The organism is Bradyrhizobium icense, from assembly GCF_001693385.1.
GTDB classification, from domain to species: Bacteria; Pseudomonadota; Alphaproteobacteria; order Rhizobiales; family Xanthobacteraceae; genus Bradyrhizobium; species Bradyrhizobium icense.
Map to the genome: position 1 here is coordinate 4,793,627 of NZ_CP016428.1, position 21,259 is coordinate 4,814,885.

General features: G+C 63.5%; 20 protein-coding genes. 14 read left to right on the plus strand and 6 right to left on the minus strand.

Going from position 1 to position 21,259, the window contains the following annotated elements:
* Window positions 1-3: 3 nt before the first annotated feature.
* From LMTR13_RS22730 to rplI, 3 genes are all read left to right on the plus strand, one after another.
* Complete coding sequence (locus LMTR13_RS22730) at window positions 4-1,890, plus strand: TRAP transporter permease (protein WP_236843056.1); 1,887 nt, start codon at window positions 4-6, stop codon at window positions 1,888-1,890.
* Window positions 1,891-2,235: 345 nt separating this feature from the next.
* Window positions 2,236-3,207 (plus strand): hypothetical protein, encoded by a 972-nt coding sequence (locus tag LMTR13_RS22735; protein ID WP_065729763.1) that lies wholly within the window; start codon window positions 2,236-2,238, stop codon window positions 3,205-3,207.
* A gap of 51 nt (window positions 3,208-3,258) precedes the next feature.
* Window positions 3,259-3,852: a 50S ribosomal protein L9 gene (gene rplI / locus LMTR13_RS22740; protein WP_065729764.1), complete on the plus strand. Its 594-nt coding sequence runs from the start codon at window positions 3,259-3,261 to the stop codon at window positions 3,850-3,852.
* A 44-nt stretch (window positions 3,853-3,896) separates the two neighbouring features.
* On the opposite strand, the gene LMTR13_RS22745 is transcribed toward rplI, so the two are convergent.
* The 3 genes from LMTR13_RS22745 to LMTR13_RS22755 all read right to left on the minus strand — a co-directional run bounded on the left by LMTR13_RS22745 (window position 3,897) and on the right by LMTR13_RS22755 (window position 6,142).
* Window positions 3,897-4,361, minus strand: coding sequence for a PaaI family thioesterase (locus LMTR13_RS22745; RefSeq protein WP_065729765.1), 465 nt, complete (start codon window positions 4,359-4,361; stop codon window positions 3,897-3,899).
* Window positions 4,358-4,963, minus strand: a complete 606-nt coding sequence (locus LMTR13_RS22750; protein ID WP_065729766.1) for a TetR/AcrR family transcriptional regulator — start codon at window positions 4,961-4,963, stop codon at window positions 4,358-4,360. The genes LMTR13_RS22745 and LMTR13_RS22750 overlap by 4 nt, the downstream gene beginning before the upstream one ends.
* Before the next feature lie 96 nt (window positions 4,964-5,059).
* Window positions 5,060-6,142, minus strand: a complete 1,083-nt coding sequence (locus LMTR13_RS22755; protein ID WP_065729767.1) for a hypothetical protein — start codon at window positions 6,140-6,142, stop codon at window positions 5,060-5,062.
* A 261-nt stretch (window positions 6,143-6,403) separates the two neighbouring features.
* Between LMTR13_RS22755 and LMTR13_RS22760 the strand changes: the two genes are divergently transcribed.
* On the plus strand, window positions 6,404-7,654 hold the full coding sequence (locus LMTR13_RS22760; RefSeq protein WP_065729768.1) for an SAM-dependent methyltransferase: 1,251 nt from the start codon (window positions 6,404-6,406) through the stop codon (window positions 7,652-7,654).
* A gap of 21 nt (window positions 7,655-7,675) precedes the next feature.
* Here LMTR13_RS22760 and LMTR13_RS22765 read toward each other — a convergent pair whose 3' ends face one another.
* A complete protein-coding gene (locus LMTR13_RS22765; protein ID WP_065729769.1) occupies window positions 7,676-7,882 on the minus strand; it encodes a hypothetical protein in 207 nt (68 codons plus the stop codon).
* Window positions 7,883-8,458: 576 nt separating this feature from the next.
* On the opposite strand from LMTR13_RS22765, the gene LMTR13_RS22770 reads away from it, so the two are divergent.
* Both LMTR13_RS22770 and alr read left to right on the plus strand, forming a co-directional pair.
* Entirely contained in the window at window positions 8,459-9,958 is a 1,500-nt protein-coding gene (locus LMTR13_RS22770; protein WP_065729770.1) for a replicative DNA helicase, read from the plus strand.
* A gap of 48 nt (window positions 9,959-10,006) precedes the next feature.
* Window positions 10,007-11,239 (plus strand): alanine racemase, encoded by a 1,233-nt coding sequence (gene alr / locus LMTR13_RS22775; RefSeq protein WP_156795726.1) that lies wholly within the window; start codon window positions 10,007-10,009, stop codon window positions 11,237-11,239.
* A gap of 117 nt (window positions 11,240-11,356) precedes the next feature.
* Here the strand turns inward: alr and LMTR13_RS22780 are convergent, their stop codons facing one another.
* Window positions 11,357-11,578: a cysteine rich repeat-containing protein gene (locus LMTR13_RS22780; protein WP_065729771.1), complete on the minus strand. Its 222-nt coding sequence runs from the start codon at window positions 11,576-11,578 to the stop codon at window positions 11,357-11,359.
* A gap of 46 nt (window positions 11,579-11,624) precedes the next feature.
* On the opposite strand from LMTR13_RS22780, the gene LMTR13_RS22785 reads away from it, so the two are divergent.
* Window positions 11,625-12,395 carry an exodeoxyribonuclease III gene (locus tag LMTR13_RS22785; RefSeq protein ID WP_065729772.1) on the plus strand — a complete coding sequence of 257 codons (771 nt, stop codon included), beginning with the start codon at window positions 11,625-11,627 and terminating at the stop codon, window positions 12,393-12,395.
* A 16-nt stretch (window positions 12,396-12,411) separates the two neighbouring features.
* Here LMTR13_RS22785 and LMTR13_RS22790 read toward each other — a convergent pair whose 3' ends face one another.
* Window positions 12,412-12,861, minus strand: a complete 450-nt coding sequence (locus LMTR13_RS22790) for a cupin domain-containing protein (RefSeq protein WP_065729773.1) — start codon at window positions 12,859-12,861, stop codon at window positions 12,412-12,414.
* Between the two features lie 160 nt (window positions 12,862-13,021).
* On the opposite strand from LMTR13_RS22790, the gene LMTR13_RS22795 reads away from it, so the two are divergent.
* The 7 genes from LMTR13_RS22795 to purF all read left to right on the plus strand — a co-directional run bounded on the left by LMTR13_RS22795 (window position 13,022) and on the right by purF (window position 21,168).
* Window positions 13,022-13,750, plus strand: a complete 729-nt coding sequence (locus LMTR13_RS22795) for an adenylate/guanylate cyclase domain-containing protein (protein ID WP_065732910.1) — start codon at window positions 13,022-13,024, stop codon at window positions 13,748-13,750.
* Between the two features lie 144 nt (window positions 13,751-13,894).
* Entirely contained in the window at window positions 13,895-14,617 is a 723-nt protein-coding gene (locus tag LMTR13_RS22800; protein ID WP_065729774.1) for a sulfite exporter TauE/SafE family protein, read from the plus strand.
* A 132-nt stretch (window positions 14,618-14,749) separates the two neighbouring features.
* On the plus strand, window positions 14,750-15,634 hold the full coding sequence (locus tag LMTR13_RS22805) for a prohibitin family protein (protein ID WP_065729775.1): 885 nt from the start codon (window positions 14,750-14,752) through the stop codon (window positions 15,632-15,634).
* Between the two features lie 239 nt (window positions 15,635-15,873).
* Window positions 15,874-17,268 (plus strand): adenylate/guanylate cyclase domain-containing protein, encoded by a 1,395-nt coding sequence (locus tag LMTR13_RS22810; protein WP_065729776.1) that lies wholly within the window; start codon window positions 15,874-15,876, stop codon window positions 17,266-17,268.
* 92 nt (window positions 17,269-17,360) lie between these two features.
* Complete coding sequence (gene radA, locus LMTR13_RS22815; RefSeq protein WP_065729777.1) at window positions 17,361-18,824, plus strand: DNA repair protein RadA; 1,464 nt, start codon at window positions 17,361-17,363, stop codon at window positions 18,822-18,824.
* Between the two features lie 165 nt (window positions 18,825-18,989).
* Entirely contained in the window at window positions 18,990-19,619 is a 630-nt protein-coding gene (locus LMTR13_RS22820; protein ID WP_065729778.1) for a CvpA family protein, read from the plus strand.
* Between the two features lie 31 nt (window positions 19,620-19,650).
* A complete protein-coding gene (gene purF / locus LMTR13_RS22825) occupies window positions 19,651-21,168 on the plus strand; it encodes an amidophosphoribosyltransferase (protein WP_065732911.1) in 1,518 nt (505 codons plus the stop codon).
* Window positions 21,169-21,259: the final 91 nt, after the last annotated feature.

Below are 21,259 nucleotides of genomic sequence, written 5' to 3' on the forward strand. Positions count from 1 at the left end.
CCCGTGCGCAAGCTCGCAGGCTATGCGGGGCTCGTCGTCGGCGCGGTAGCGGTCGCGATGTCCGTCTACCACGTCTATGCGCGCCTGACGGTATACGCTCCCGATCAGCAGGCCTTGCTTTATATCACGCTCGCCTTCAGCCTGGTGCTGTCGTTCCTGCTGTGGCCTCGCAGCAGGGACGCAGCATCCGATCGCGTGCCGTGGGAAGATCTCGCCCTGGCGGGTCTTTCGCTGGCGTGCATCGGCTACATGTTCGTGAACTACGACTACGTCGTGAACCGTTTCCCCACTGCGGACGCGCTGACCCGAATGGACATGGCGGTGGGGATCACCGCTACTCTCCTGGTGCTGGAGGCGACGCGACGCACGATCGGCGCGGCACTGCCGATCGTGGCGATCGTCTTCTTGTTCTACGGGTTCGCCGGCCCCTGGCTGTACGGCTGGCTTTACCACAAGGGCCTGACTCTCGAGATCGCGGTCGACCAGACCTTCTTCACCACCGAGGGCATTTTCGGCGTGCCGATGACGGTGGCCGCGACCTACGTCATTCTCTTCATCATCTTCGGTACGTTCCTGGAGCGATCCGGGGCGGGCCAGTTCTTCATGAACTTCGCCAACGCGATTGCCGGCGGCGCACGCGGCGGCCCCGGCAAGGTGGCGGTCGTCTCCTCCAGCCTGTTCGGCACTATCTCCGGTTCCGCGGTCGCCAACGTCATGGTCGACGGCTGGCTGACCATTCCAATGATGAAGAAGACCGGCTTCAAGCCGGAGGCGGCGGCGGCCATCGAGGCGGTGGCATCCACCGGCGGGCAGATCATGCCGCCCATCATGGGAGCGGCGGCCTTCGTGATGGCCGAGTTCCAGGGCGTCAGCTACACGCAAGTGATGATCGCGGCGGCGATCCCCGCGTTCTTCTACTACGGGGCTCTGTTCGCCGCGATCCACTTCAACGCCGTGCGTTCGGGCCTCAAGGGCCTGCCGCGTGAGGAACTGCCGATCCTCGGCTACATCATGATGCGCCAGGGCCACCTGTTCCTGCCAGTCATCGTGCTGCTGGCGCTGCTGCTCTACGGCTTCACGCCGACCTATGGCGCGATCATCGCTACCGTTGCGCTGGTCGGCATCTCGTGGCTGCGGCCTTCGACCGGGCTCGGTTGGCGCGCGTGCCTTGAGGGCTTGCGCGACGGGGCGGTGCAAACCGTGCCGGTGGCGATGGCCTGTGCGTCCGCCGGCATCGTGATCGGCATCGTGCTGCAAACCGGGCTGGCGCTGCGGTTCACGGCCTTTCTCATCGACTTCACCTATGGCTCATTGCTGCCTGCGCTGCTCATCACGATGGTCGCCGGCGTCATTCTCGGCATGGGCATGCCGACCACTCCCGCCTACATCATGCAGGCGGCGCTGCTCGTGCCCGCGATCATGAAGCTCGGTGTGGAGCCCATGGCGGCGCACATGTTCGCGTTCTACTTCTCCTGCCTATCAGCGGTGACGCCGCCCGTGGCGCTGGCCGTGTATGCTGCGGCGTCAATCGGCGGGGCCGGCCTGTGGGCCTCCGGCGTGCAGGCGATGAAGTTTGCAGCCGCTGGCTTCATCGTGCCGTTCTTCTTCATCTACAACCCTGCACTGCTGTTCGAGGGCTCATGGTCCGAAATCCTTCGTGCGGTGCTGACCGGCACGATTGGCGTGATTGCACTCGCAGCCAGTCTGGAGGGCTACTTCCTGCGCGTCGCCAACTGGTTCGAGCGGGGGCTTTTCTTTGCGGCTGCAATGCTGCTGATCGACCCCAATGCCATCACCGACGTCATCGGCTTGGGCCTGCTTGCCGTCGGCCTGTTGGTGCAGAAGATATGGACGATACGACCAACGATAGCGCCGGAAACCAGCACGTGACCCGCACACAGTTCGCCGCACTGACGCTGATCGCAGCCGCCCTCCTCGTTGGCACCGTGGCTTTCGGTGTTCTGCGTATCTATGCCTAGGCCAGAAGGGGGCGTCACATCACGCACCCTCTGGCCTGGAGCGCCGGGAACTTGTGCTGGCAGCTTCGGCCAAACACCCTTGATCGGGCGAGGCTCCTGATCTAAAAGGCCGCAGTCATCACGGCCCCCGGCGGGGCCGTAAATGTTTGAGGGTCGGCACCATGGTACCGAAGAGCCCCTCGGATCTCTAACTAGTTGGTAAGGCGGCATAATCTGCTGACCTCTATCTAACCGCTCGAAAGGGGCGGGACAGCTTATGATCGCGATTATCCCCATTGGTCTTGCGGCCGGCTGCGCGTCGGCATTGATGTTCGCCTCGATCATCTCGGGCGCGCTGATCTCGCTCCTGCTGTTCTACCTGGCGCCGCTGCCGCTGATGGTGGCAGCCCTGGGTTGGGGGCCGCTCGCCGCGACGATCGGCGGTATCCTGGCAGCAGCCGGCCTCGGGGCGATCTTTGGCATGCCCTACGGCATCGCCTTCGCCATCACCGTTGCGCTGCCGGCATGGTGGCTCGGCCATCTCGCGCTATTGGGACGACCGCTGCCCGATGCAGCTCCCGGCGATGGCACGGCGCCGACGGCGCCTCAACTCGAATGGTATCCCGTCGGTCGTATCCTGCTCTGGATCGCGGGCTTTGCCGCACTGACGACGATCGCGGCCATGCTTACGCTTGGCACCGACGCCGAGGCCATCACAGGCGCGCTGCGCCGTGGCCTGCTGCGAATTTTGGGCACACGTAATGCGACATCGTCGGGCGATGTCGAGCGCTGGGTCACCACCTTTGCCGTCATCGCCCCATCAGCCGCAACCATCATCGCGATGATGACGCTGACGCTCAATCTCTGGCTCGCTGGCAAGATCACGGCGACTTCGGGTCGGCTGCATCGGCCCTGGCCTGACTTGAAGAGCGCCGAACTGCCGCCGATGACGCTGGTGGCGCTGTCGGTCGCGCTGGCCTTCTGCTTCGTCGGCGGGCTCGTCGCCATGTTCGCGCAGATTGCGACCACGGCGCTGATGATGGCCTACGGACTCACCGGCTTTGCCGTGCTGCACACGCTGACGCTGGCGCTGAAGAGCCGCGTGTTCTGGCTCTGCTGCACCTACGCTGTCGTGGTCACCTTCGGCTGGCCGGTGCTGGCAATGATCGCGCTGGGCCTGGCGGACGCCGTTTTCGGCCTGCGCCGACGCTATCTACGCGGCAAGCCGCCGCCTTTGCCTGCAGCCTGAAATCTCAACCAAGCACTCAACCGGATATCGAACACTCAAAGGAGAACGAAAATGGAAGTCATCTTGCTGGAACGCGTCGTCAAGCTCGGTCAGATGGGCGAAGTCGTCCGCGTCAAAGACGGGTTTGCCCGTAATTTTCTGCTCAAGCGCGGCAAGGCGCTGCGCGCGACCGCCGACAATCGCGCCAAGTACGACGGCATGAAGGCCGAACTCGAGGCCAATAACCTCAAGGCCAAGGGCGAAGCCAGCAAGGTCGCCGAGAAAATCAGCGGTCGCAACGTGATCGTGCTGCGCCAGGCCTCGGAATCCGGCCAGTTGTTCGGATCGGTCAGCATTCGCGACATCATCGCCTCCTTCGAGGCCGACGGCGTCACCATCAACCGCAGCCAGGTTCTGCTCGACGCCCCGATCAAGACCATCGGCAAGCACGAGGTCCTGATTGCGGTGCATCCGGAAGTCGAGGCCACCGTCAGCGTCACTGTGGCGCGGAGCGCCGATGAAGCCGAGCGCATCAACCGCGGCGAGGACATCTCGACCCGTCAGGAAGACCAGGACGCCGCCGCTGAGGCGCTCGCCGCCGCTGGCGAGTTCTTCGATCCGGAAGCCCAGCACGACGAAGCCGCGCCGGCTGCGACCGAGAAGTAACGCGCGTATCGCTCTGACCCCGTGACGACTTCAGCCCGGCCCAATCAGGCCGGGCTTGAGATTCTGGCGGCCGCCTTCTCGTCGAGCATTGCGATCGAGGCCAGCGCAGTTGCGGTATGTTTCTCGACACCATCGGTTACGCAAAACACGTCGGCCGCAACCACGGCGACCTGACGTCCGGACTTGATAACGCGCGCCCGGCAGATCAACCGATCGCCGACGGCCGGCGACAGCAGATTCAATTTATATTCCGCCGTCAGCGCCGGTTGCCCGCGCGATGTCGCGGCCGCGATCGTGGTGGCGTTGTCGACCAGGAAGGCCGTAACGCCACCGTGGAACAGGCCATGTTGCTGCAGCAGTTCGGGCCGGCGGTCGACCGCAAGCGTGCAGGTGCCACGCGTCAGCTCAGATAGTTCCGCCCCGATGTGGGTCATAAAACCCTGGCGGCCGACATTATCGCGGATGCGGGTCGCGATCGGCGCGAAGTCGGCATGGTCATTCGCACTCATACTGTTTCTCCGGGCTTGCGGATCATATCGGGCGCGACTACCGCGCGGATGGCGCAGGCGATCAGGGTCCCTGCCTCCTCTCTCGGATCAGTCCGGTCGCGGCCCGACAACCACGCGCGGCAAAATATCTGCGCCGGTCCGATGATCTGGCTGAAGAACACCGACGACGTCATCGGCAGCAATTCGCCGCGCCCAACCAGCGGCGCGCGCCATCGCTCGACGGCTTCGGCAAGGCGCGAGTTTTGCGCGCGCTGCGCGCCGCGGATCTCCTCCGTCCATTCACTGCGGGAAATTTCGAAGAGGTAGCGGGCCTCGCGCCGGGAGTTGACGACCCAGTCGAGATGGGCGCGGATCAGCCGCGCCACGCCTTCCCGAGCCCCGCAGGATTCATCGACCGCCGCCACGATGGCTGCGTGATAACGGGCGAGGATTTCCAGGAACAACGTGCCGGCCAGCTCCTTTTTCGATCCGAAGAAATGGAAGAAGCTGCCGTTGGATGCCCGCGCGCGAGTTCGGATGGCCGCAACGGTTGCACCCTCGAAACCGTCGCGGTCGAACACCGCCAACCCCGCCGCCAGCAGATCCTCGCGTGCCGTAGCCATCCGCGCGCCCTCTTCGGTCCAGTAGATCGTTACTCTAGAGCAACACTCTAGAAGCGGTCAAGCGGCGCCACGCCAGGGAACCGGAAATCTGAAATCCTACCGCGAGATGGGTGGTACAGGGGGCCCGGCGGGCACCGCCGGCGGTGCTGCGGGCGCGGGCACCGGCAGAGGCGCCGCGGGTGCCGTCGCCGTCACCGGAGGCGCCGCAGGTGCCGTCGCCTGGGGGCTGTCGGCCGGCTCAGGGGCAATCGCAGCGGGAGCTGACGGCGCAGGCGTGACCGGCGGCACCGGATCGGGGCGGAGCGGAGTCGGCTCGCTGCCGGCGCTCTCCTTGGAATCATTGATCTTGGCGCTCTCGGACCTGCCCTCGCCGGCCGGCTTTTCCGGCCCCCCGGCCGGCTTCGCGGCCTCCGTGGCCGGCTTGTCGCCCTCATCCTTGGCGGAGTCGGTCCTGCCGGTATCGGGCTTGGCAGGATCGGACTCGCCAGACTCGGTCTTGGTGGGATCGGGCTTGGCAGGTTCGGATTTGGCGGCATCCCGAGATGCATCTTCCTTAGCGGCGTCGCCGCGGGCGGCCTGCTCGGCTTTCGGCGCTTCTTCGGCCGCTGGCTTGCCGCGCCTGCCCTGCTTCTGCCTGACGCCCGATTTGCTGTCGGTGGCGGCCTGCGCCGGGGCCTGCCCATCTGCAGGCTTGGAGGCCTCTGGCGCCGCTTGCGGCCGTGCGAGTCGCTTCGCGTCGCGGCCCGGACGCGCACCCTCGCCTTGCGGCGGTGCTCTGTCGGCATCCGGCCGGGAAGCATCCTGGGCCGGTGCGGCGGAAGGCTGCCGGCGACCGAATCGGTCGGGCTGATCCGACCGTCCGTCCTGCTTGGCGCCCTTCTGCCTGGACTGATCCTTAGCCTGATACCGGGGATCGGCAGCTCCATTGGATATCAGGTAAGAGGAAAGCACCGAGGCCATGTCGGTACCGGTCGTATAGTGCTGACGCAGAAAGCCCGGCAACGAGGAAGCCGAGACGTTCTTCAACAGGCCGCGCGGGCTCTTGTGGCAGGCGCTGCAAGTCCCGGAGAATAGCTGGGAGGGGCTCTTGCCGGCGTCGAGATTTTGCGCCCGCGCCACGCCTGCGAAGCAGCCGATCAGGAGCATCACCGTCGCTAAACTGAGCGCTCGGCTCAACATTCCCTGCATTCTCCAGATGTGGAATCGCCGGCTGCGTCGCACAACGCCAGGCCAGCGGCGGGTCACCTTTTAGCCGATTATGACGCGAATGGAAGCGGGCTTATTGCGCATCTGCGTGATCGCCGCATTTGAGATTATCCGCTTGCGCTCCAATGGACTAGCGCTGCGGCATCATCGTACTTATGATGTTCCTGGTGCACATGGAACCGTCCTTTCCGAGGTGCATTGGTGTAACGGGCGGGTCGTTCCATTGGTGCTTCGATGGATCGTTTGTTGCGTTATTTCCTAAGTCAGTTCATTCGCCGCGGCACGATGATGTTCACGTCCGCGAGCGGGGCGAGATTTACCTGCGGAGATGGAACCGGCCGCGCGGTGTCGGCGCGGTTCCTGAGCGAGCGGACGCAGCGCCGAATTCTCCTCAATCCCGAACTGGCGCTGGGCGAAGCCTACATGGACGGCACGTTCGTAGTCGAGGAAGGCTCGATCGCCGACGCGCTGGAGATCCTGCTCGGCCAGCCCGAAATGCTCCCACGTTGGGCCAAGCTGCAATGGTGGCTGCGCTATTTCAGCAGGCACGTCAGACAATTGAACTGGCGGGGTCGGGCGAAAAACAACGTCGCCCACCACTATGACCTCGACGGTCGGCTCTATTCCCTCTTCCTCGATGCTGACAAGCAATACAGTTGCGCGTATTTCGAAACGCCGGATACGACGCTCGACGATGCCCAGCTCGCCAAGAAGCGCCACCTCGCCGCCAAGCTCCTGATCGGACCCGGCAACCGTGTGCTCGACATCGGCTCGGGCTGGGGCGGCCTTGGTCTCTATCTGGCCGAAATGACGGGTGCCGATGTCACCGGCATCACGCTATCGGCGGAGCAATTGCAGGTCTCGAATGCGCGCGCCGACGAAAAGAATCTGACGGGATCCGCAAGGTTCCTGCTGAGCGATTATCGCGATATCGCTGGCCCATTCGACCGGATCGTGTCTGTCGGCATGTTTGAGCATGTCGGCATCGACTTCTATGAAACCTATTTCCGGCGCTGCGCCGAACTTCTCAGCGACGCCGGCATCATGGTGTTGCACTCAATCGGCCGATCCACGGGGCCCGACGTGACGAGCCCGTGGATCACGAAATACATCTTCCCGGGCGGCTATATCCCCGCCCTGTCGGAGGTCATTCCCGCGGTCGAGAAGGCAGGCCTTCTGGTCTGCGACGTCGAAATCCTGCGGCTGCACTATGCAGAAACGCTGAAGGCCTGGCGGGACCGCTTCATGGCGCGGCGCGAGGAGGCCGTTCGCCTCTATGACGAGCGTTTTGCCCGGATGTGGGAATTTTATCTGGCGGCATCGGAAATGTCGTTCCGGAAGCAGAATCTGATGAACTTCCAGATCCAGCTCACCAAGCGCCAGGGAATCGTGCCGATGACGCGCGATTACATTACCCGGGAAGAAGCGAGGCTGCGCGGAATGGAACTCGGAAGGCAGCCGCGGCTGCAGTTGGCTGGCGAATAGCCCCCCGTCAAGCTCGTGGCGTCAGTTTCTCAGGCTATAGGCCGAAGTATAAGGCGTGCTGGCCAAAGGCGGATGGGCGAGCTGGGCTCGCAACGCCGCAAGCAACTGGGCATCGCAGGCTTCGTCACGCCGTTCCGGGCGCGAAATCTCTTCCATGGCGTCGATCAGCATCGACAGCCACGCGCGCTGGGCGCTTGCCGATCGCCATCCCTGGAGTTGCTGACCCATCGCCTGTTCCTTTTGGTCGGTGCAACGGCAACTCGAAAATAGCCGGCCCGTTCCCGATCGTAACCAATTCATCCTTCGGCGAAGATAATCACATCCGATGTGATCTACTTCACAGAGGCCCTCGGCGGTTCGTCGTACATCTCCGCCCATGAGCCAGAAGACCTACCGAGCTCCGTTTGAGTCCGACATCCGGATCGACTACGCCTTGATCGCAGTCGGCGTGGGCGCGGCTCTGTTCGCGTTCATCTACCTGATCCTGGTTTGATCAACGCTTAAGCTCAGGGCGCAAAACGCCTCCTGCCTTCGGATATGTCGGCCGAAGTCGAGACAAGGTTCAGACTCCCCTAAGATTTTGCTCGGCATTTTCGCAAAAGGCGCTCCGGCACCGCCGGACGGCGGGCCGCTTTTTGGGCCCAAGCCCGTCAAGGGTCCAGCTCGGGATTCACACATGGCATTGTGTGAATCGGGCATAAGGCCTACTCGGACTTTCGGATCGCCTGCACGTGGCGCTTTATCGCTGCCCCACTTCCGCAAGCGATCTGACAAAAACCAAAAACCTAAAGAACATTACAAACTATGGCTCTCACTGATTCGAACGTCCTCAAGCTCGCTCCCGACGCGGGAACTCCGGTCTACCGGAGCGCGCCGCACAATATCGAGGCGGAGCAGAGTTTGCTGGGCGCGATCCTGGTCAACAACGACGCGTTCTACCGGGTTTCCGACTTTCTGGAACCGAAGCACTTCTTCGAGCCGATCCATCAGACCATCTTCGAGACCGCCGGCAGCCTGATCCGGATGGGCAAGGTCGCAACGCCCGTGACGTTGAAGACCTTCCTGCCCGCCGATACCGATCTAGGGGGCATGACGGTCGGTCAATACCTCGCGCGTCTCGCGGCCGAGGCCACCACGATCATCAACGCGCAGGACTACGGCCGCACGGTCTACGACATGTCGCTGCGGCGTGACCTGATCCGGATCGGCGAGGACATGGTCAATGTCGCCTTCGACGCGCCGGTGGATTTTGCCCCGCGGGCGCAGATCGAGGATGCCGAGCGCCAGCTCTACGAGCTCGCCGAGTCCGGCCGCTATGACGGCGGCTTTCAGCGCTTCTCGCAGGCGCTGACGACCGCCGTCGACATGGCGGCCAAAGCCTTCCAGCGCGACGGGAGCCTGTCGGGCATCGCCACCGGCTTGCGCGACCTCGATAGCAAGATGGGCGGGCTGCAGGCATCCGACTTGATCATCGTCGCCGGCCGCCCTGGCATGGGCAAGACATCGCTGGCCACCAACATTGCCTACAACATCGCCAAGGCGCACCGCGCCGAGGTGCAGGCCGATGGCACGATGAAGACCGTCAATGGCGGCATCGTCGGCTTCTTCTCCTGCGAAATGTCCGGCGAACAGCTTGCCACCCGTATTCTGGCCGAACAGACCAGCATCGCCTCCAGCATGATCCGGCGCGGCGGCATCAGCGAGGCCGACTTCGAGAAGATCCGCGATTATTCGATCGAGCTGCAGTCGCTGCCGCTCTATGTCGACGAAACCGGCGGCCTGTCGATCTCGCAGCTTACGGCCCGTGCGCGCCGGCTGAAGCGGCAGCGGGGCCTCGACCTGATCGTGATCGACTACATCCAGCTGCTACAGGGCTCGGGCAAACGCTCGGACAATCGCGTGCAGGAAGTGACTGAAATCACCACTGGCCTCAAGGCGCTCGCCAAGGAACTCAACGTTCCGATCATCGCATTGTCGCAGCTCTCGCGTCAGGTGGAAAACCGCGACGACAAGCGCCCGCAACTGGCCGACTTGCGTGAATCCGGCTCGATCGAACAGGACGCCGACGTCGTGATCTTCGTGTACCGCGAGGAATATTACCTCGCCAACAAGGAGCCGCGGATCGGCACCCCCGAATACGAAAAATGGCAGCTCGATATGTCGCTGGTGCACGGCAAGGCCGAAATCATCATCGGCAAGCAGCGCCACGGCCCTACCGGAACGGTGGAAGTGCAGTTCGAGGGCCAGTTCACCCGATTCAGCGATCTTGCGCAGGACGGCAACCTGCCGACCGGGGGCTATTGAGGCGCGGCCACGGTTGAACCGTAGCGTTCCGCCGCGTAAAACTGTGGCATGAACGTGGCCCCTGACCCCAAATCCATCCCGCAAGGCACCCTGCTCTCGCCCGAGGCGAACCAGGCTGCCGCGCTTGCAACGGCAACCGGCGTGCTGACGGTTGATCTCGACGCCATCATCGCCAACTGGCGCAAGCTCGAGAAGACGGCTGTGCCGGCCGAATGCGCGGCCGTGGTCAAGGCGGACGGCTATGGCTGCGGCGCCGAACAGGTCGCGCGCGCTCTCGCAGGCGCCGGCTGCAAGACCTTTTTCGTTGCCACCCTTGATGAGGCCCGCGTGGTTCGCGCCGCGGCGCCTGCGGCCGCGATCTACGTGCTCGGCGGCTTCTTCCAGAACACCGGCGACGCCTACGCCAAGATCGACTGCAAGCCTGTCATCGGCGACCTCAACGAACTCGCCGAATGGGACGTGTTCTGTCGCCGTTCCGGCTGGTCCGGCGGTGCGGCCATTCACATCGACACTGGCATGAATCGGCTCGGCCTCACCGTCACCGAAGCGCAGGGCATCATCCCGCGCATCAATGCCGGAGATCACGGCATTACGCTCGTGATGAGCCATCTCGCCTCCGCGGAAATGCTCAACAATCCCGCCAACGCCAGGCAGCTCGCGGCCTTCCGCGAGATCGCGAGCCTGTTTTCCGGCGTCCCGGCATCGCTGGCGAACTCGTCCGGCATCTTCCTGGGCGCTCAGTTCCAGTTCGACCTGGTGCGGCCGGGCTGCGCCCTCTACGGCATCAACCCGACGCCCGAAGCCGACAACCCGATGCAGCCGGTCGTCGAGCTGAAGGCGCGCATCGTGCAGATCCGCAATGTCGAGCGCGGCGATACCGTCGGTTATGGCGGGACCTGGACGGCGCGACGCCCAACCAGAATAGCGATCGTTTCCGCCGGCTATGCCGACGGCTATTTCCGCGCGGCCAGCGCCAATGACGGCACCCGAGGCGCCGAGGTGATGGTCGCCGGCAAGCGCTGCCCGATCGCGGGACGGATTTCGATGGACCTGACGGCGGTCGACGTCACCGATCTCGACAAGAATGTGGTACGGCGCGGCCATTGGGTGACGCTGCTCGGTGAAGGCATCACGGCCGACGAACTCGCCCATCATTTCGGCACCATCGGCTACGAAGTCCTGACCAGCCTCGGCAAGCGGTACGTGCGGGTTTACAAAGGCGGCAATGCCACTGAGTTCCCTGCTCCGCCTCCAGTGGAGGCGGCTGCAAGCTCTATCTAGAGCACCGCACCGCGGGGCTCAGACTCAAAATCTCGAAAACAACCCCATGCAAAGTAGAATGGCCCGGCTTGCAGCACTCACGCTGTGCCCCGGGCACGCGACATGCCGGATTGTGCATTACTGCGCCTTCCGGCTGGCCAACACTTTCCTGCAGGCGTCGCTGAGCTGGGGAAGCTGCTTGTTCAGACATGCCACGACACGGCCGCCGCCGGGCAGCGTACCGGCGCAATATTTGTCATAGTCCGCCTTGCAGGCGCCGCGCCCGTCGGCGTTTTGAGCAACCGCGGACCCGGAGCATCCGATGATGAGCACGAGAATGGCGAAGCGCAGTTTCGGCATGGAATCTCCAGGTGTCAGGCGAAGCAGTGATGCCAGCTAGCTCTACATGAAGATCGCGACCTTCAACATTAACAATATCAACCGTCGCCTGCCGAACCTGTTGCGCTGGCTGCGCGCGGCCAAGCCCGACGTCGTTGCCTTGCAGGAACTGAAATCGACCGACGCGGAATTTCCGATTCTGGCAATCGAGAAAGCCGGCTACGGCGCGGTGTGGCGGGGACAGAGAACTTGGAACGGCGTTGCCATTCTGGCGCGCAACGCCGAGCCGGTATTGACCCGCACCGCGCTGCCCGGTGATCGCAATGATGAAGAGGCGCGCTATATCGAAGCAGCCGTCAACGGCATCATCGTCACCAGCATCTATCTGCCGAACGGCAATCCGCAGCCGGGACCGAAATTCGACTACAAGCTCGACTGGTTCAAACGGCTGCGGTCTCACGCCGCAAAACTGCTCAAGCAGGATATCCCCGTGGTACTGGCTGGCGATTACAACGTCGCGCCGACCGAGTTCGATATCTATCCGACAAAGTCCTGGGACAACGACGCGCTGATCCAGCCGAAGAGCCGCGCCGCATTCAAGGCGCTGGCGGACCAGGGCTGGACAGATGCGATCCGGACGCTTCATCCATCCAAACCGATGTTCACGTTCTGGGATTACAAGCGCAACCGCTGGCCGCGCGACGCCGGATTACGGCTTGATCATCTGCTGCTGAGCCCGGCGATAGCGCCGCGCCTGATCAAGGCCGACGTCGATCGCAAGGTACGCGGCGAGGAAGGCGCCAGCGACCACGCGCCGGCGTGGATCGTGCTGCGCTAAGTCTTGATGGTCGCCGTCAGCCCTTTCGTGTATGCCCCCACGCCGCGTCCCAGTCTTCGCCTGCAGCATCGATGACGCGGCCGTCGGCCTCGAAGAACTTGTTCGGGACCTGGAAGATCGCCAGCATCAGCCCGCCTTGCGGACACCAGGCGACGTGGCGGCTGCCCTCTTCGCGCCAGATGAATTCGCCGGCCTTGCATTCGATGCCTTTGGCCGGACCTTCCTTGTCGACGAGCGAGCCTTCGAGCACGTAAGTTTGCTCGATATTGACGTGTTCGTGGTCGGGCAGCACCGCGCCCGGCGCGAACCGCATCAGCGCGGTCATCAGGCCGGTCTTGCGATCGAACAGCAGCGTCTTGGCTTCGCAGCCGGGGAAACGCGTCTTCTGCCACTCCATGCTGTCGGGGCGAACCAGATGCGAATGCGTGTCTGCGGTCTGCCCGCCCTTCGGCGTCGCGGCGTCCATGGCGATCCTCCGTTCTGATTGTTTTGCCGCGATCCTAGCAGCTTTACCTCGGGCCGCCAGCCGGCAGGTGTGCGCCGCGGCGTCCTTGCCCGCACCCGCTGCCAACTGTAGGATCGACCGGCCAGCCAAACGCGCAATGTACGGATGGAAAATGGCGGCTCTGCAACAGGCAAGAATCTGCAAGGGGTGCTGGGAGCAGATGCATGTTCCGGTGCCGATTCGCGGCGTGGTCTCGGCGCCGTTTCGCGCATTCGGCATTCGCCCGAGCCGGATGAATCCGAATACCTGCACCATCTGCGAACTGATGTTCACGAAGGTGATGCGGGCCCGCAAGATCACCATCGACGCGACCATCATGTTCGCCGACCTGCGGGGTTACACCAGCCTGTCGCAATCGCAGTCAGCCGATGCCGTCTCAGGACTGCTCGACGCATTCTATGATGAATGCGCCAGCGCGATCTGGGAGCATGACGGGCTCCTCAACAAGACGATCGGCGACGCTGTGATGGCGGTCTTCAATTTTCCCTTAAAGCGGGAAACGCACGCCAAAAATGCCGTGCTCGCCGCGCGAGAAATCCAGACTAACTGGCGCGATCGGCGCGAGAGCCTTGTCCAGGCCCACGGCCTCACCGTCAGCGATCTCGGAATCGGTATCGGCATCCATTCCGGCGAACTAAGCTTCGGCGAGTTCGGTCACTCGCACCGGGACCTGACGGCGATCGGCACGGTCGTCAACACCGCCTCCCGCGCCCAATCGGTTGCCAAACCCGACCAGATCCTCGTGACGAAGGCCGTCTTCGACCGCGTCCAACCGGATATGAAAGACAGCCGATCAAAGGCGTTCCAGCTCAAGGGATTTGACCTCCCGATCGAGCTTTACGTCGCCTAGGGCGAGCTGGCGGCGCTGCTGTCAGCGCAATAGCAGCTTCCCCTGATCGGCACGATCGCTCCTTTCCGAGCGATATTTTGGCCTCGTAACCCGAGCCTGCTGCCACCATGATGTTGGCATCAGGTAATCGCGAAAGACTGCAGCTTGGGCTTCCTTTTCGTCCTTATTGTCGGGCTCCTTGCCGGCACCATCTCAGGCATTGTCGGCACCGGATCGTCGATCATGCTGATGCCGGTACTGGTCTATCAATACGGGCCGAAGGAAGCCGTTCCGATCATGGCGATCGCGGCGGTCCTGGCCAACCTGTCGCGCATTCTCGCCTGGTGGCGCGAGGTCGACTGGCGCGCCTGCCTCGCCTATTCGGCCACGGGAATTCCGGCGGCGGCGCTTGGAGCGCGGACGTTGCTCGCACTGCCCTCGCATGCCGTCGACATCGCAATCGGCCTGTTTCTCATTACGATGGTGCCGGTACGGCACTGGCTGGCCCGGCATCAGCTAAAGGCACGCCTCTGGCATCTGGCGGTCGGTGGCGCTGTCATCGGCTATCTCACCGGCATCGTGGTTTCGACCGGCCCGCTCAGCGTGCCGCTGTTCCTGTTCTACGGGCTTAACAAGGGTGCCTTCCTCGCCACCGAAGCCGCAAGCTCGCTCGGGCTCTATCTGAGCAAGTCGGTCACGTTCGAACGCTTCGGCGCGTTGACGCCTGACATCGTGCTCAAAGGTCTGATTGCGGGCTCTTCCCTCATGTTCGGTGCCTTCATCGCCAAACGCTTCGTGCTGCGTCTTCAGCCCGACGTCTTTCGGCTGTTGATGGATGGCGTCATGCTGGCCGCCGGTCTTTCCCTGCTATGGACGGCATTTTCGTAAGGATTTCGGCGCACCGCCTGAACTATTCCCCATCAGCGGCCGACCAAGTGACGCCTGTCACATCCAGTCCGCAGGTGACCACAGATCAATGCCGGACATGGATTCGCATCACCCACGTCTGGAGAGACCGAAATGCCCAGGGGAATCATCGGCGCTATCGTCGCCGTCACTATCGTCGCCATCATCGCCGCGGGAAGCTGGTACACCGTCGATCAAACCGAGCGCGGCGTGAAGCTGCGCTATGGCGCGGTCATCGGCACCGCGCAGCCGGGTTTAGGCTTCAAGGTCCCGCTGATCGACAGCGTCGAGAAGGTCAGCGTCAAGACCTTCACCTATGCCTGGGACAAGATGAATTCGTATTCCTACGACCAGCAGCCCGCCGACCTCAAGATCAGCGTCACCTTGCGCGCCTCGCCGGACAAGGTGGCCGATCTCTATGCCAAGTTCGGTGGATTGGACACTGCGGTCAAACAAGTGGTCAGCCCGGCGGTCAATCAGCAGGTCAAGATCGTGTTCGGCCGCTACACGGCCGTGAAGGCGATCCAGGAGCGTGGAGCGCTGAACTCGGCGATCAAGGACGCGATCACGACATCGCTGAAGGACGACCCGATGATCATGATCGAGAGCGTCCAGCTCGAAAACATCGAGTTCAGCGCAAACTATCTGCATTCGATCGAGCAGCGCATGCTGGCCGAGGTCGAGGTGCAGAAGCTGCAGCAGAACGCCGAGCGCGAAAAGGTGCAGGCGCAGATCACCGTCACCCAGGCCACCGCCAAGGCCAACGCCGTCCGCGCCGAGGCGCAGGCCAGCGCCGACGCGCTGCGGCTGAACGGCGAAGCCCGCGCCACCAATATCAGGATCACCGGCGAAGCCGAAGCCGCCGCGATCGAAGCCCGCGCCAAGGCGCTTGGCACCAATCCGAACCTGGTGACGCTTGTGCAGGCCGAACGCTGGAACGGCGTGCTGCCGACCACGATGGTGCCGGGGTCATCGGTGCCGTTCGTGTCGGTGAAGTGAGCGCCGAATGGTCGGGAGGGCGATACCGCGCGGAAGCGGCATCGCACCTCGCCGTTCCGATCCGGACCGCGCGGCAGGCTGATGTTCAAATTTGCTCGATGGCCTGACTGGCGCAACTATTATCCGCTATGACGCCGTGGATCGGTGGCCGCAGGTTCTCAGACGTGCCACCTTGATCGACGATGCCGTGCAGGTTGCACGGCCTGATTCTCGACTGGGGAGAATGCGTCTTGAGCGTGATGACGGAAGCGGCTGATGTCCCCTATCTGGGTGATCAGCGAACCGGACGAACCGAAGCCCGGCAAGACACCTTGAAATTCGCGGAAGCTGCCCTTGTCGACAGCAAGCGCGAGGGCCTGCTGCTCGCCGTCCGCGCCCGCTGGGTCGCGCTGGCCGTCACGGCCGTGACGCTACCGATCATCAACCCGAATTGGGACGTGATCTACTACGTCCTGATGCTCAGCTTCTTTGCCCTGATTGGCTGGGCCCAACTCAAGGTCGGTAAGGTCGGCCGTTCCCCGCTCGAGGTTTTCCTGATCATTTGCGATCTCGCGCTGATGACCTTCCTCAGCGTTGTGCCCAATCCATGGAGCGACGTTCACTGGCCAATCGGGATGCAATTCCGCTTCGACAGCTTCATCTATTTCTTCGTCTTCCTTTCGACCGCCACCCTCGCCTATTCGTGGCGAACGGTGCTCGCGATGGGCACGTGGACGTCGGCGCTGTGGGCGATTGCCGTCGGTTGGGCGTATCTGCAGCCCGAAAGCCATGCCGCTCTGTCAGAGCGCGTCCGGGAAGCTATTGGCGCCGATACTCGCATGTTCGAGATCCTCGATCCCTCATCGATCGGTTTCGGCGACCGATTCCAGCAAGTCACCGTATTCGTCATCGTGGCGGCGATCCTGGCGCTGGCGGTGCGCCGTTCGAATGCGCTTCTGATCAGCCACGCCGGGATCGAACGCGAGCGGGCCAATTTGGCGCGTTATTTTTCGCCCAATGTCGTCAACGAATTGTCCGGCAACGACGAGCCGCTGACGCGGGTTCGCACGCAAGACGTCGCAGTGTTGTTCGCCGATATCGTGGGCTTCACCGCCTACGCCGATGGACGAGACCCGAAAGAGGTGATCGACACGCTGCGGCAATTCCACGAACGAATGGAAAGGCAGGTGTTCCAGCACGGCGGAACGCTCGACAAATACCTTGGCGACGGGCTGATGGCGACTTTCGGCACGCCGTTTGCCGGCGATTCCGACGCGCTGAACGCCCTGCGTTGCGCGCGAGGAATGATCGCCTCGATCGCTGAGCTGAACAGAGAACGGAAGGACCGCAACGAGCCGCCGATCCAGGTCAGCGTCGGATTGCACTACGGTCAAGTCGTGCTGGGAGATATCGGCCTCAACCGGCTCGAATTCGCCGTGATCGGCACCACCGTGAATGCGGCGAGCCGCCTCGAGGCGCTGACCCGCGAATTCGGATGCGCCATCGTCGTGAGCGACGTATTGGTGCGGCAGGCTAGGTCCGAATCGAACCATTCGATCGCCGATTTCGCATCGCTGGTCGAGCAGCCGGCACAGATCATTCGTGGTCTCGAGCAACCGGTTGGCATCTGGACGTGTGCCCACGTCGCCCCGTGATGCCTGAAGCGCGTGATGGCACTCATCGCGCCCACCGCTTCTTTTCGTGCTAAGAAGTGCCGCCATTCCTCCGACTCTGCTATTTCCCCATCATGGCCAAATCCACTCTCTCCTTTGTCTGCCAGAACTGCGGCGCGGCGTATAATCGCTGGCAGGGCAAGTGCGATTCGTGCGGCGAGTGGAACACGCTTGCCGAGGAAGACACGACCGGCGCGACCTCGATGCCGGTTTCGGTGCGCTCGCGGCGCAAGGGCCGGACGTTTGCGCTGGAATCGCTGACAGGAAAAAGCAACGACGCCCCCCGCCTGCCCTCGGGGATGACCGAACTCGATCGTGTAACCGGCGGCGGCTTTGTCCGCGGCTCGGTGCTGTTGGTCGGCGGCGATCCCGGCATCGGAAAATCGACGCTGCTCACGCAGGCTACCAGCATGCTGGCGCGCGCAGGCCACCGCGCGGTCTATATTTCGGGCGAAGAGGCCGTGGCGCAGGTGCGGCTGCGCGCCGAGCGGCTCGGATTGGCGGACGCGCCGGTGCAGCTCGCCGCCGAAACCTCGGTCGAGGATATCGTCTCGACCCTGTCGGAAGGTGCGGTGCCGCGGCTGATCGTGATCGATTCGATCCAGACCATGTGGACCGACACGGTGGAGTCGGCGCCGGGAACCGTGACGCAGGTCCGCGCCTCGGCACAGGCGCTCATTCGTTTCGCCAAGAAAACCGGCGCTGCGATCATTTTGGTCGGCCACGTCACCAAGGACGGCCAGATCGCGGGTCCCCGCGTGGTCGAGCACATGGTCGACGCGGTACTGTCGTTCGAGGGCGAGGGCTCGCAGCATTTCCGCATTTTGCGCGCGATGAAGAATCGCTTTGGCCCGACCGATGAAATCGGCGTGTTCGAGATGACAGGCCTCGGCCTTCGCGAGGTCTCCAACCCCTCCGAATTGTTCCTCTCTGAACGCGATCTGGGCAGCCCGGGAACGGCGGTTTTTGCCGGGATCGAAGGCACCCGGCCGGTCCTGGTGGAATTGCAGGCATTGGTGGCGCCGACCACGCTCGGCACCCCCCGGCGGGCAGTGGTGGGCTGGGATCCGAGCCGGCTGTCGATGGTGCTGGCGGTGCTGGAGGCCCATTGCGGGGTCAAATTGTCCGGCTACGACGTCTATCTGAACGTGGCGGGGGGCTTGCGGATTCAGGAGCCCGCGGCCGACCTCGCGGCGGCCGCCGCCCTGGTGTCGTCGTTGGTAAACGCGCCGTTACCGACGGATGCGGTCTATTTCGGCGAGATTTCGCTCTCCGGCGCGGTCCGGCCGGTGGCACAGACCTCCGCCCGATTGAAGGAGGCCGCGAAACTGGGCTTTGGCCGAGCCGTTCTGCCCGAATCGGCGCGTGGAGAGGTCGGCGGCGATGGCGGGCTTGCGCTTAACAGCATCGGCGGACTAACCAGCCTGGTGGCCGAAATCGCGGCGCGCGGCAGCCCGAGAGGCAACCGCGACACCAGTCGCGAGGGTGCGGCAGAGAAAAATGCCACACCAGCGCGATTCCGTCGTGAAAACAGCTAAAGCGGCGTGACGCGCCCGGCCCTCGCCGCTATACAACGCGCGCGAAAGGCGGGCGGGATGGCACGATATCCGGCCTTGCGGGATGCGCCGTCTGCCCCTCACTTGGGGTGACCCTGAGCCGCCGATTCGCTGCCTAAAGGATTTACGAGCGGACCTGACCAGCCGATGCCGATAACGATACTCGATCTCGTCCTGCTCGGAGTGATGCTGATTTCGGGGCTGCTCGCCATGGTGCGCGGCTTCATGCGCGAAATCCTGTCGATCGCGGCCTGGGGCGCGGCGGCGCTGGTGACGCTGTATGCCTTCTCGAAGCTGCTGCCGACTGCCAAGGCCTATTTCAACAATGATACCGTGGCAGCCGTGGCGGTGGTGGCCGGCACCTTCATCGGCACTCTGATCGTGGTCTCCGTGATCACGGTGCGGATTTCGGACATGATCCTGGATTCCCGGATCGGCGCGCTGGATCGCACCCTCGGCTTCCTGTTCGGGCTCGCCCGTGGGCTCCTGATCGTGGTGGTCGCCTTCCTGTTCTTCAGCTGGCTTGTCCCGGACAAGCAGCGGCCGGACTGGATCACCGGTGCAAAATCCCGGGTGGTGCTTCAGGGAACCGGGGATTGGTTAATGTCGCTCTTGCCCGACGACCCCGAGAACACCATCTTAAAACGATTCAAGAAGAATAAACCGGAAGACGATCAAACTGACGCCGACCAGGCAGCCCCTGCGTCCGGCGATGGCTACAGTAAACCTGCCCGCGACAGCCTTAAAAAGCTGATCGAGAAACCCGCGGGCCGCTAATTCTGGCCAAAATAGAGAGGCGATGGACGCGATGCAAAACCCTTCCGATCCCGCCGGGCAACTCGATCTAAGCCTTGATTTGAATCTTGGCATCGAGTTGCAGGACGATCTCGAAGGCGACACGCTACGCGAGGAATGCGGCGTGTTCGGCATCTTCGGCCACCCCGAGGCCGCTGCCATCACCGCGCTCGGACTACACGCCCTCCAGCATCGCGGCCAGGAGGCCGCCGGCATCGTCTCCTTCGACGGCAGCCGCTTCCATTCCGAACGCCGCCTCGGCCTCGTCGGCGATACCTTCTCCCGCCGCGAAGTGATCGAGCGCCTGCCCGGCATCGTAGCGGTCGGCCATGTCCGCTATTCAACGACTGGCGCGACCATCCTGCGCAACGTGCAGCCGCTGTTCGCCGAGCTCAATGCCGGCGGCTTCGCGGTCGGCCATAACGGCAATCTCACCAACGGGCTGACGCTGCGCCGCGAGCTGGTGAAGAACGGCGCCATGATGCAGTCGACCACGGACACCGAAGTGATCCTGCACCTGGTCGCACAGTCCAAACGCAGCCGCTTCATCGACCGCTTCATCGAGGCGCTGCGCGCCATCGAAGGCGCCTATTCGCTGGTATCGCTGACCAACAAGAAGCTGGTCGGCGCACGCGATCCGCTCGGTATCCGTCCGCTGGTGCTCGGCGATCTCGACGGCTGTCCGATCCTGACTTCGGAGACCTGCGCGCTCGACATGATCGGCGCCAAATATGTGCGCGACGTCGAGCCCGGCGAAATCGTCGTGTTCGACGAGGAGGGTGCCCACAGCCACAAGCCGTTTCCGCCGAAACCGCCGCGGCCCTGCATCTTCGAATATATCTACTTCTCACGGCCGGATTCGATCGTCGGCGGCCGTTCCGTCTATGAGGTCCGAAAGGCCTTCGGCGCGCAGCTCGCCCGCGAAAGCCATGTCGAGGTCGACGTCGTGGTGCCGGTGCCGGATTCCGGCGTGCCGGCGGCGGTCGGCTACAGCCAGTATTCCGGCGTGCCGTTCGAACTCGGCATCATCCGCAACCATTATGTCGGCCGTACCTTCATCCAGCCGACCCAGAGCGTGCGCGAGCTCGGCGTGCGCATGAAGCATTCGGCCAACCGCGCCGCGATCGAGGGCAAGCGCATCATCCTGATCGACGACTCGCTGGTGCGCGGCACCACGTCGAAGAAGATCGTGCGCATGATGCGCGACGCCGGCGCGCGCGAAGTGCATTTCCGGCTCGCTTCGCCCCCGATCCTGTATCCCGACTATTACGGCATCGACCTGCCGGACCGCGGCGGACTTCTCGCGGCAACCCATACGCTGGAAGAGATGCGCGACATCATCGGCGCGGATTCGCTGGCGTTCCTGTCGATCGACGGCCTCTACCGCGCGATGGGCGAACCGGGGCGCGATCCCGCCAATCCGAAGTTCTCCGACCACTGCTTCACCGGCGCCTATCCGACGCACCTTACCGACCAGACCCAGGTCGAGCCGCAGCCCCGGCAATTGTCGCTGCTGGCGGAAGCGAGCTGACGAGACACTGCTGTCGTCCCTGCGAGGGCAGGACCCTAGCCACCGGCCTTGATCGATCGCACGGCATTGGACACGAGCACCGTCTCCCATC